The following is an 11,729-nucleotide window of genomic DNA, read 5'->3' as shown; positions in this document are numbered from 1 at the left end:
CCATCGCTATCTTTCCCGGGCACATAGTCCTTGTATTCTCCAACTCTGTCGGAGGAGATTTACCGACAAATAAGACATTCACTCTTAATAAGGTCCAGAATAGAAGTCATCTCTACCAATGATAGCTAATCCCGGTATCCAGCTTGTCCGCGCAATCCACCCCCGCCGCCCTGTCTCGCGCATTGTTAAATTTATAATCGACGAAAACCTGCATATTCTTATTAAAATAGTAGCTGAACCCTAGCTCTTCATAATCGAGAATTTGAGTTCGTCTGCCAGCAACTGTTTGAGTCAGTCGGGTATAACTGATATCCGGCTGGAATTTGTTGGTCAACATATATTTTGCCAGTGCTTCATAACTTATGGATGATGTATTGTTATCCCGAACCTGAGGATTGATGGCGTTGTTACTTTGAGTCATCACTGTTGCCAGATACAGTTTTCTGCTGTTGTAGTTTAGCCCTTCCGCGAAGGTGCGGATGTTCTTCTGATAACCTGCATTCTGTTGCTGGTAAAAGGTCGTTGCGGAAGAGGAAGCTGAAAATAGCGCACTTAATTCTGGTGTGAAGTACCAGATCAGAGAAGCGCCATAACCATTGCCATTTTGCTGCTTTATAGTTCGATAGTCATTATTACCCTTAAACTGATACTGCAACGCCATCTTTAATGGATGCTGGAAAAGTGTTATTTCTTTACGCCATGTCATCAGATTAAGAGCACGGCCACGCATAAAGTTGTCGATGTAGTTATAGGACATCTCCCGAAAGAAAGGTGAGCGATCAGTCAACGAAGTCACATCGTACAATACGCCCCAATTGCGGCCAATATCCAGACTTCCCCAGTCGGGATTATCAATACCTATAAATGCCAGTCGAGTGGCGTTTCTGCTGGCATCTGATGCACTCACCGTATATTCCCATTGGGCGTAAGCTTGCCAGCGTCTGGCGAGATCTTTTTTTCCGGTTAACCCAAAGTAGAGATAGCTCCGATCACCATCGTCTTTTACAGTATTGCTGGTAAAACGTCTGGCGATAATTGTGCCGTAAAAATCGAGTTTTTTTCCATCCTGGTTCATAAGGTTAACCGCCAGTACACCTGGTGAGAAAAGTAGTGACAACGCGACAAGACAGTAGCGTGAAAATTGCAATGTCATGATAAATGCCCCAAAAGATGCCTCGGCATCTGAATAGTTGTAGGGAGAAAAATTTACCGGGACATATGCTCAGTGCTTCCTTCCAGTAAAATGTGAGGATATTGTTATGCTGAAACTGTTTGTTTATGACTAAAGTAGCTAACAACGCCGTTAGTAATGGCGGAAGCAATTTTGTGGCGAAATGCAGTAGTGCCCAATAATCTCTCCTCTTCCGGGTTAGTAATAAATGATGTCTCTACCAGGACAGAAGGAATGTAAGGAGATTTAAGAACAACAAAAGCAGCTTGTTCTGTCTGGTTTGAATGCATATGGTGAACAGGTGAGATGTGACGAACAATATGTGAGCCCAGCAGCAGGCTCTCTTTAATTGTCTCTGTCTGTTCAAGATCGAAAATTATCTTGTCCAGATATCTATCTTTATGGATGACGCTCTTACCGGCAACATCATCTGCAGCGTTCTCACTTTTAGACAAGTATTTGGCCATTGCACTACTAGCGCCCCGAGTTGAAAGAGCAAATACAGAGGCGCCGTGAGCCGCTGGGCTAGTGAACCCATCGGCATGGATGGACATAAACAGCGAGGCGTTATGCGCATGAGCAATCTGTACACGCTCATAAAGCGGAATGAACGTATCGTCTGATCGGGTCAGCACCCCCTCAATACCGTATCCTTTTAACAGATTTTTGACATTATTGGCTATTTCCAGCACAACATGTTTTTCCAGTGCCCCCTGATGACCCACGGCACCAGAATCAATACCGCCGTGCCCAGGATCGATCATTACCGTATATTTGCCACGGCCATGTGTTAGGGCTCCCGAATGAGGACTAATAATTGATGAGCGAGATTGTGCATAAGTAAACGGGCTAATGAGCGTATTTGCTGCGAGGGTGGCTAAGCTCGCAAGAAGTAGTTTCCGCCGGGTAATTTCGTAATCCAATGTAATAACCTCATACTGTAAATTTAAGTTATGTTATAACGTAACATTAAGCTCTAAATCGAGGTTTTGTATGTTATATACTGTTGCAGTAGGTTACTTTGTGTTTCCTGTACTCCAGTGAGCGACAGGCAGACAAAAGCTGCAATAAAACCTCAGAAAACAATATGCTGCTTGCGGAAACATCCTGATACACACCCTTTCAAAAGATAATCATTCTCATTTAATAAAGTTATGTTATAACATAATAAATCATTATAAACCCGCTCAGCAGGTCATGATGACCCCATTATTCAATGACGCTTCCTGGGGAGGAATTATGTCTACCGAACTCATTAAAGAAGAAAAACTAAATATTGGTGCCGTGTTAGCAGTTTCACTCAGTACTGTTATAGCAATGTTGGATAGTACGATAGCTAATGTTGCATTACCGGTTATTGCTAAAGATTTTGCCGTTTCCGAATCGTCGTCCATCTTGATCATTAATGCTTATCAGTTTGCAGTGATCGCCTCTCTGCTGGTATTTGCAGCTCTGGGGAGAAAAGTGGGTAACAAGCGCATTTTCATTATGGGGACCATCCTTTTTGCTTTCTCATCGCTGGGCTGTGCTCTCTCTGAGACGCTGAATATGTTGACTGTTTTTCGTGTCGTTCAGGGTTTTGGCGCAGCTGCAATTTTGAGCGTAAACGCGGCACTGATAAAAGATATCTATCCGGCCAGGCTATTAGGCCGCGGATTGGGGATAAATGTCATGGTCGTATCCGTTTCCGCAGCTGCCGGGCCTTCAATAGCCTCTGCAATCCTGTCCATCGCGAACTGGAATTGGTTATTTACAATTAACGTACCCATTGCCTGTATTGCCCTTGTACTGTGCATAGTATCACTGAAACCCAGGCAACGAATGGAAGCTCGGTTTGATAAAGCAGGAGGTGTTCTGGTCTTCCTGACGTTTATTTCGTTCTCGACGATGATGTTAGGCTTAACCAAAAATAATCTGATTGAAGTTGTCTTGAGTGCGATAATACTTATCATTCTGGCATTCATTCTGTATAGGGATCAGCGAAAAAAACAGGATTCGGCTTTGATTCCGGTGGCTATGTTCCGCAGTAAAACCTTTTCCTTGTCATTGTTGATGTCAATGCTGTCATACAGCACGCAACTGCTGGCATTTGTCTCTTTGCCTTTCTATTTCCACAATGTGTTACACCGCAGCGTGATTGAAATAGGTATGCTCTTAACAGCATGGCCACTGGCAACGATGTTGACGTCACTGATATCGGGTGATCTTATAAAAAAACATGATCCCAACCTGGTGGCGCTCTCAGGGTTATCATTATTGCTGGCAGGAACACTACTAATGACATGGCTGCCTGCGGCACCTACAAATTTACAGATCCTTTGGCGAGTAGCAATTTGCGGTTTTGGTTTTGGTCTGTTTCAGGCTCCTAATAATTATCTCATTATGACTTCAGTTTCCCATGAGAATAGCAGTATTGCCAGTGGGCTGTTAGGCAGTTCGCGTCTGGTAGGGCAAATCATTGGTTCGGCATTGGTAGCCATATTCATCAATATTTATGCGAGCCACGGTACTTCGATTAGTTTGTTCGCTGGGGCATTATTCTCGTTACTGTCTCTGACTGTCAGTTACTTTCGTTATAAATCTGAAAATCAAACTCAAAATTTCAATAAAAAAATTGTATGAGGTTCCCTTTGAAAATCAAATCAATTATGACAGTGTTGTTACTCATGATTTTTTCGGTACTCTCTGGCTGTTCAACCTATAATCCAGTCAGTCTACAAAAGAAAAGCATTGCGCCGGAAACAAATTACTATGAAGTTCACCCTGCGATATATGTCGGCGATCAGCTTAAATATGGTTTACTGAACGGAGAGCATGGCGAACTGACCGTAGCGAAAATTGAACCAACCCGCATAACGGGCGTAAACGGAAAAGTTCTCCCTTTTTCAGAATTAGCATTTCTGGAACGGAAGGAAATTTCAACAGGTAAAACTGCTGCATTAGTCGGGGGTGGAGTGGCAGCGACAACGGTAGTTTTATTTTTAGCCGGTGTCACCATCATTGGTATAGGTACTGCGGCCGCTCTAACCTCATAAACGGAAATTTTAATCTACCGAGGCATTAAATATGGGAAACAATAGAGTTCTATTTGTATCATTTTTATCCATCATGCTTATTTTCCCTGTAGCGGGTTATGCTAAGAGTACATTGCAGGATCAAACAGGAACACGTGCAGAGAACGTCGCGAAGGCACCTGCGTTGAAATTTAACCGTATTGTCATTACCGGTAACTGTCCTTTTGGCGTCATCATGGCAAATAACCTGGCTTATAAGCATGTTGTGGGCGTAGGTCCATGGGCATTTTTGCACTCTAATATGAAAATCCTTAAAGATATGAAGCCGGATATCGCTCGTATCACAACAAACTTTATTAATAAAGACTATGTGGTTAATATGGAATCTTTACTGAATCTGAAGCCAGATATCATTTATTATTATGGTAAAAGTCAGGATGATAATCTTGAGCGAGCTGGTGTCCCTACAGTTAATCTTGATGAAGGTGGTGATACAAAATTCGAACCTGTTGAAACACAGGTCTACTGGGAGAATATGTATAATCAGACTTTGGGGCTTCCGCCAAGCCACAAATTTGCCGATGCCTGGAAGGCAACGCTCGCTATAGCGCAGCCTTATGTAAATAAGATTAAAGGACAGCATATTCGTGCACTTTATCTTGAACAAAGTGATGGCAAGCAACTTAAGGTAAGTGGGCCAAAAACCTATGGTGATACTTATCTCAAAATGGCAGGAATGGACAATGTTGCCAGTAACCTGGTTGTGAAAGGTGATGCCGGGAGATATATCGCTGTTTCGATGGAGCAAATCATTGAATGGAATCCTGATATTATCTTCGTTGTATTTGGTAGCGCTAAAGACATTCTTGACAATAAAAACCCCGGTCAGGACTGGCGTAATGTGAAGGCGTTCAAGAATAAAATGATCTTTTCCACACCGGTGGGGATACACAACTGGGGCGGGTTGACAGCCGAAACTGCTTTATTACCTTTATATATGATTAATAAATTCAACCCCAATTACATTAGTGACGAGAAAATGAAGGAATTTACACGTTTGCATTATAAAAAGATGTTTAACTATGCGATCCCTGATGCATTACTTGATGATGAGCTCAGCCAACATTAAATGTTGTGTTCAATAAAACAAATATTTCGGGATGACGATGCATGCAGAACAAAAAATACTTATTGGTAATGACAGTGTTGTTGGTATTACTCATTATTATATCAATTTCTTCACTTTTCATCGGACGCTATACGTTATCTTTTAGTGATATGCTAAGAGAATTAGTACACTATGATGGCAAGTACGGTCTGAGTACCGGACTTGCTGTTATTTCCAATCTCCGGTTGCCAAGAATAATTGCTGTCATGATGGTTGGAGCCGGGCTATCGGTAGCGGGATGTACCTATCAGGCTGTACTACGCAATGCGCTGGCGAGTCCGGATGTACTTGGCACATCTTCGGCGGCGGCGTTCGGTGCTGCTTTAGGAATTTTGCTCGGCCTCCCCTTGCAGTTAAGCGCGTTTTCTTCGTTCATGTTTGGCGTTGTTAGCCTGTTTTGCGTTATGGGCCTTTGCCATCTCAAAAAAAATCACAGCGAACTAACCACTATTCTATCAGGTATTATTGTTGCTTCTGTATTCATGTCTTTTGTTTCAATTATTAAATACGTGGCCGATCCACAGGATCAATTACCAGCCATCGTATTCTGGTTAATGGGGAGTTTTGCTTCGCTGGTTAAAGGGCAAGTATATGAATTAATACCTCTGTTTGTGATTTGCTACCTGATAATCTACAGGCTCAGATGGAAAATGAATGTTTTATCACTCGGCGATGACGATGCCAGAATTGCCGGAATGAAACCGCAATCGCTAAAGGCCACATTGTTAATCACCGCCTCAATTCTGGTCGCCGCATCCGTCACGATTGCCGGTGTGGTTGGCTGGGTCGGTCTGGTGATCCCGCATCTGGTCCGGACGCTTGTCGGCTATAACCATGGAAAGCTTATCCCTGCATCTGCATTATGTGGAGCTCTGTTTTTACTGGTCATCGACAACCTGGCCAGAACAGTGACCTACGCAGAAATCCCAATTGGCATTCTGACTGCGCTAATTGGTGCTCCTCTATTTGCCGTACTCTTCATTATGAGTAATCGCTATGATCGAAGTAAATAATCTCACGTTTGCATTCAAAGGACGTAGCCCTACATTTGAAAACATCAGTTTCTCTTTGCCGGAGGGGGAAATACTGTGCATTCTGGGCCCGAACGGTGTGGGAAAAACCACGTTGCTTAAAACGATAACGGGACTGTACCAACCCTTAAGCGGCACATGCCATATCGGAGGAATAGACGGTAGAAAGGCCCGTCTGGCACATGTACCGCAGGCAAGGCACATTCAATTTTCCTATAGTGTACTTGATTTTGTTTCATTTGGACGTCCGTTATGCGGTGGTATATTGCCCTCTCCCGGAAGCAAGGACCTTGAACAATCTGCACAGATGTTGGCCGATCTTGGTGTTTCATATCTTGAGTCTAAAAACATTAACCAGATTAGCGGCGGTGAACTGCAAATGTGCTATATCGCCAGAGCACTGGTTTCTGAACCAGACATCGTGGTACTTGATGAGCCTGAATCCAATCTGGATTTCAATAACCAGGCACGTATTATTAAGTTATTGCAACAACTATCGCGAGAGAAGAATGTCACTATCATTCTTAACACGCATTTTATAAATCATGCAAACAGTATTGCGGACAAATGTTTGTTGATGAAGAGAAAGGAGTATTTTTTTGGTAATAAAGAGGTGGTTCTCCAGGAGGAGCGTCTTGGTGAATATTTCAATGTCCCCGTAAAACGGTGCTATTTTGAGCATAGAGGTGTGCAAGAGGAGTCATTTGTGATTGCATTATAAATGACAGATAGTGAACATTAAGAATAACCGTTCTATTACCTCGTTATCATTTTCAGGAATGTTGTTTAACTATGTTTTATATTTTTACATCCACACAAATTCAAACGCAACTGAAACCATTTCAATCAAGGGTAGTTTTAAATTGGCTTCAAAAAGATCGCCTTTGTAATAAACAATAGTAACCAATAATATTATTAACTTGCGTAATTATTTCAAGGAGCCATGGAATTTAAATTTATTACACTACCTGGCGTTCTAACGACCGGCCCGATTCCTTAGCCGAGGTTATCTAATAAATTATTTAACCACCACTTTATTATCTCTTGATAATATGCCACAAACAATAACATTGAGGTTAAATTATGAAACATAAAATTCTTTTTTATCTGATGCCGGTTATGTTAATACCGGGTGCTGTAAATGCAGCGGAAATCTATAACAAAGACGGAAATAAATTAGATATTTACGGTAAAATTGCCGGCTTACACTACGTCTCTAAAGATAAAAATGCTGATGGCGATCAATCATACGTTCGTAGTGGCTTTAAGGGCGAAACGCAGATCAATAATCAAATCACGGGTTACGGCCAGTGGGAATACAACATTCAGGCAAACAACACCGAGAGTGCCAGCAATCAATCATGGACTCGTCTGGCTTTCGCCGGCCTGAACTTTGGTGACGCCGGATCGTTTGACTATGGACGGAATATTGGCGTGGTCTACGATATAACCTCCTGGACTGACGTCCTTCCCGAGTTCGGCAGTGACGGTAGTAACGGAACCTATGATTCCGATAATTTCATGCAATCCCATGCGAATGGACTAGCTACATACCGGAATAGTGATTTCTTTGGGCTGATCGATGGTCTTAATTTTGCTCTGCAATATCAGGGAAAAAATGGTAGCACTAGCGGCGAAGATGCTACCAATAATGGTCGGGGCGCACTCAGTCAGAACGGTAACGGATTCGGTACTTCCGTCACCTATGATATCGGAGATGGTTTTAGCGCAGGTGTCGCCTACTCTCATTCCAGACGTACTGATGCTCAGAACAAGCTAGCTGTTGGACGCGGCGATGACGCTGAAACTTATACGGGCGGGCTGAAGTACAATGCGAACAGAGTCTATCTTGCTACACAGTTCACGCAAACCTATAATGCCACTCAGCTGAGGGGGAATGGCGGACAGGATTCCATTAGCGGTTTTGCTAACAAAGCGCAGAACCTGGAAATGGTTGCTCAGTATCAGTTTGACTCGGGCCTGCAACCCTCCATCGCGTACTTACAATCTAAAGGGAAAGATATTGAAGGTTTCGGGGATCAGGATTTATTGAAGTATATAGATGTTGGTACGACATATAACATCAATAAAAATATCTCGACTTATGTTGACTATAAAATAAACCTTCTTAAGGACAACGACTTTACACAACGCGCCGGAATATCAACAGATAACATTGTTGCCGTCGGATTAGCATACCAGTTTTGACACTCTTATCACCCAGTTCAACCTCTTATAGGTTATTATAGGGGTTCGAAAAAGGATAAAAAATGAGAACGCAGAAAAAATGTCTTGCATATGTCTCTATTGTGGTTGATGACTACGATGAGGCTATCGAGTATTACACAGAAAAACTTGGGTTCATGCTTATAGAGGATACACCTCAACCGGGCAAGCGCTGGGTTGTCATTTCACCAAACCCAGAAAGCGATTGTCATTTGTTATTATCAAAAGCATCTAATGAAACGCAGCAGGCCTTTATTGGCAATCAGTGTGGTGGGCGTGTTTTTCTGTTTCTACAAACCGATGATTTTTGGCGGGATTACAACTCAATGAAGGCTGCTGGCGTACATTTCAGTGAAGAGCCGAGAGAAGAAGAATATGGTACCGTAGTGGTCTTTGAAGATCTATACGGTACTCGTTGGGACTTACTGCAAAAAACCTGACAGTAGTCATTCCCAGGCATGGATATTCTCCATGCCTGATCCAAACTTCTACCAGTCGTAGCCAAGGCTGACCGACTCTTCTTCTTTCTCACCGGTGTAGGGGTTGAACTTCGTGGTACCGCTAATACTTATTTTCCCACTTTTCGTCGTATAGGTTTCTTCCTGATAACCCCCGCCGAACATCGATTTCTTTTGCGTGAACTCAGGATAGTTGGCCTTTTCATCATGCCACTTAAGCTGCTTCTCTTTGTATTCAGCAGCAGATGAAGATACTGTACTCGCTGGCTCCGGGCCGCTATAACCATAGCGACCGGCAGGAAGTTCGGCCATTGCGTTAACTGCAATAGCAACCAAAATAAAGGGGATGAAAATAGTGAGTGTATATTTTGTAGTATTATGCATATCCGCTTGCCTACCAGAAGACGATAGAATAATCACACAGGATTAATATTGTTATTTACCAACCGAAGCGAGCGACGCTATCAGTACTATTGCCTGTGCGTCCTCTTTCCTGAAGTCGTTGTATACATTGCTGTCTTAAGTATTCTTTTTTCTGCTCTTTACTCATATGACAGATTTTGTTGAGACCATAGGAGGATGCCAAACTATTATATGGATAAACACCATTGCGCTTTCTCATGGTTTCGTAGCAACAGGTCCGGACATTACCAGAATTGCAAGCTGTCAACACAAACAGCGGAATAACCAAAAATCCATTTCTTAAAACTATCAACACCGAAAATCCTTGTCTATTAAGCAATTTATTACGTAAAACCCGTTCTTTCCATTCTCGTTTTTACGATAGTAACACCGTAAAGAGATGATAACAATAATCATTACCATTTTATCACCTCTGCAGATGAGAGGTCTGAACAGTTTACCCTGTTAAAAGGTCATTATTATGTTGAGTCTGACAGCCACTGCTATTCACTATCGCTTTTGATTAAAACCTGGCTTCGTCGCGGCTATTTTCACTACCTCTTCTTCACCCAAGCCCCTTTACCCTTCGATGTCTCCGTTTGTGATCGCCATTCTGATAGCTTCTGCAGTCGCCGCAAGACCTAATCGCTGCCAGGCTGATCGAAGATGGTTTTCGACCGTACGGCGGGAAATTCTCAGCATCGCTGCGATGTCAGCCTGTCTCCGACCGGTTGCAGTCCATGCAAGTACCTCATGCTCATGTCTCGAAAGCGTTCCGCCATTGTGCCCACGAACAAGTCCCATCATTCTGCGCAAACGATAGAAAACCGTAACAGCAACCAGTGGGATCCCTGGTTGCTCCTCTGAGGAGCTGTCGACCTTCTCACCGCCAAAGCTTACCGCCCCCTCCAGCCCCGTGCAGGCCAATCACCGGGGTTTGTAAACCGTGGACGCCACTTTCCTGTGGTTTACGCACAACTCGATACAACTCGCCTGTTTGTTCTGAAAACTTGCTCCAGTAAAATGCTCATCAGTTTCTAATACATGTTGGGTCATCGGGCAACGGCGCATATATGTCTGTTCATCGACGGTTCCACCGTTGTTAAACCAGTCCCCTTCGACCCAGAAAATTCTGTCAATCATGGCCACGTGATATGCAGAAGCAGAATAAAAAACATCGCGGCTCTAGCCTAATCATGTCGCAAATTGGCATACGGCAACCTGTATCTCCAGCAGGCTGTTGCTATTTTCGATAGTGATTGCCGTACGAACTGCATTATTTTCCAGCATGTCGTAGTTCTTTACTGACTTCGCTTAATAAAGCTTTCGCGGCAAGTTGACCTAACGCGTTACCGGCCAGCGGGCTATCGCCGGTCAGCATTTTCCTATCCTGACATGTAGCACCGCTGATATCCGTGTTAACTATCTCAAAACCTATGCTTTTTAGCTGCTCGCCAAATTTCCAGGTCAGGTGGCCTGGCATATACCCAATCTCAGGTGTCTGCGCATCCAGTGTATCCGGGAAAGCGCAAATCTTATACCCAGCAAACAGATCGCTACGTTCAACTGAGAGAAATGCAGCTGGGCCATGACAAAGCGAAATGATGAATTTATCGTGGGCGATGGCCCACTCGAGAAGATTTTTCACTTCGATACTAGCAGGAAGTCCGATAAGTGCGCCATGGCCACCGGGAATAAATATGCCAAGATAATCCGAATTGTCCCCCAGTTCAGTGCTGAGGACATCTGCGAGTTTCAGCGGTGATTTAAAGTGCTGATGGTATTTAGAAAACAGCCCCGTAACTTCAATATCCTCAGTTGGCATGGCCCAATACTCGAACTTTACCGGGTTACCGGATAGAGTGGCAATATCGAAACTAAAGCCTGCTTTATCGAGATGATACATGGGCAACAGCGTTTCTACCGGATGGTTTCCCGTGGAGAAGAAACTCCCGTTATCCATTTGCAAATAGCGCTCGTCGGTACATAACATCAGGATCTTCCAACGTCCCCCTGTGTAAGGTGAAGGATAATTGGCGTCGCTAAGATTTGATCGAGCTGATGTAAACTGGCTTAGTGAGTACGGTGAAGGGAAAAAAGCATCATATTCAGCCGGGTCCGCTGTCGGATGTTTGTCATTGGAGGTAGTTGCAGTCATGATATTCTCCTGAGATTAATGATATAGCCTTGTCACTATAGAATGATCAGATTACATGTAAATAAGGGATTTCCCTCAGGTATACGGCGAAATGCTATTTA

The 11,729-nt window shown here is 43.4% G+C and carries 12 protein-coding genes; 7 read left to right on the top strand and 5 right to left on the bottom strand.

Annotation, left to right across the window (positions count from 1 at the left end; all coding sequences use genetic code 11):
* Positions 1-112: 112 nt before the first annotated feature.
* Together N438_RS00940 and amiA are read right to left on the bottom strand one after the other, a co-directional pair.
* Positions 113-1,153 carry a porin gene (locus N438_RS00940; protein WP_032735841.1) on the bottom strand — a complete coding sequence of 347 codons (1,041 nt, stop codon included), beginning with the start codon at positions 1,151-1,153 and terminating at the stop codon, positions 113-115.
* Between the two features lie 104 nt (positions 1,154-1,257).
* Positions 1,258-2,094, bottom strand: coding sequence for an N-acetylmuramoyl-L-alanine amidase AmiA (gene amiA, locus N438_RS00935; protein WP_176600875.1), 837 nt, complete (start codon positions 2,092-2,094; stop codon positions 1,258-1,260).
* Positions 2,095-2,410: 316 nt separating this feature from the next.
* Between amiA and N438_RS00930 the strand changes: the two genes are divergently transcribed.
* The 7 genes from N438_RS00930 (at position 2,411) to N438_RS00900 (ending at position 9,050) form a co-directional block, all read left to right on the top strand.
* Complete coding sequence (locus tag N438_RS00930) at positions 2,411-3,793, top strand: MFS transporter (protein WP_046620180.1); 1,383 nt, start codon at positions 2,411-2,413, stop codon at positions 3,791-3,793.
* 8 nt (positions 3,794-3,801) lie between these two features.
* Positions 3,802-4,206 carry a hypothetical protein gene (locus tag N438_RS00925; RefSeq protein ID WP_032736176.1) on the top strand — a complete coding sequence of 135 codons (405 nt, stop codon included), beginning with the start codon at positions 3,802-3,804 and terminating at the stop codon, positions 4,204-4,206.
* 31 nt (positions 4,207-4,237) lie between these two features.
* Complete coding sequence (locus tag N438_RS00920; protein WP_023322801.1) at positions 4,238-5,314, top strand: ABC transporter substrate-binding protein; 1,077 nt, start codon at positions 4,238-4,240, stop codon at positions 5,312-5,314.
* 41 nt (positions 5,315-5,355) lie between these two features.
* On the top strand, positions 5,356-6,366 hold the full coding sequence (locus N438_RS00915; protein ID WP_023340318.1) for an iron ABC transporter permease: 1,011 nt from the start codon (positions 5,356-5,358) through the stop codon (positions 6,364-6,366).
* Positions 6,350-7,105, top strand: a complete 756-nt coding sequence (locus N438_RS00910) for an ABC transporter ATP-binding protein (protein WP_032735846.1) — start codon at positions 6,350-6,352, stop codon at positions 7,103-7,105. The genes N438_RS00915 and N438_RS00910 overlap by 17 nt, the downstream gene beginning before the upstream one ends.
* Positions 7,106-7,467: 362 nt before the next feature.
* A complete protein-coding gene (gene ompC / locus N438_RS00905) occupies positions 7,468-8,592 on the top strand; it encodes a porin OmpC (RefSeq protein WP_116696021.1) in 1,125 nt (374 codons plus the stop codon).
* 62 nt (positions 8,593-8,654) lie between these two features.
* The gene (locus N438_RS00900) at positions 8,655-9,050 is read left to right on the top strand and encodes a VOC family protein (RefSeq protein WP_023322805.1); all 396 of its coding nucleotides are present in this window, start codon (positions 8,655-8,657) and stop codon (positions 9,048-9,050) included.
* 48 nt (positions 9,051-9,098) lie between these two features.
* Here the strand turns inward: N438_RS00900 and N438_RS00895 are convergent, their stop codons facing one another.
* The 3 genes from N438_RS00895 to hchA all read right to left on the bottom strand — a co-directional run bounded on the left by N438_RS00895 (position 9,099) and on the right by hchA (position 11,628).
* Complete coding sequence (locus N438_RS00895) at positions 9,099-9,452, bottom strand: hypothetical protein (RefSeq protein WP_023322806.1); 354 nt, start codon at positions 9,450-9,452, stop codon at positions 9,099-9,101.
* 597 nt (positions 9,453-10,049) lie between these two features.
* Positions 10,050-10,274 carry a LuxR C-terminal-related transcriptional regulator gene (locus tag N438_RS28650; protein WP_224252400.1) on the bottom strand — a complete coding sequence of 75 codons (225 nt, stop codon included), beginning with the start codon at positions 10,272-10,274 and terminating at the stop codon, positions 10,050-10,052.
* Between the two features lie 472 nt (positions 10,275-10,746).
* Complete coding sequence (hchA, locus tag N438_RS00885) at positions 10,747-11,628, bottom strand: glyoxalase III HchA (protein WP_023322807.1); 882 nt, start codon at positions 11,626-11,628, stop codon at positions 10,747-10,749.
* Positions 11,629-11,729: the final 101 nt, after the last annotated feature.

This window comes from Klebsiella sp. GL120222-02 (assembly GCF_003097195.1).
GTDB classification, from domain to species: Bacteria; Pseudomonadota; Gammaproteobacteria; order Enterobacterales; family Enterobacteriaceae; genus Klebsiella; species Klebsiella variicola.
Note: the sequence above shows the minus strand (reverse complement) of the source record. Positions and strands in the feature narration are given on the sequence as shown.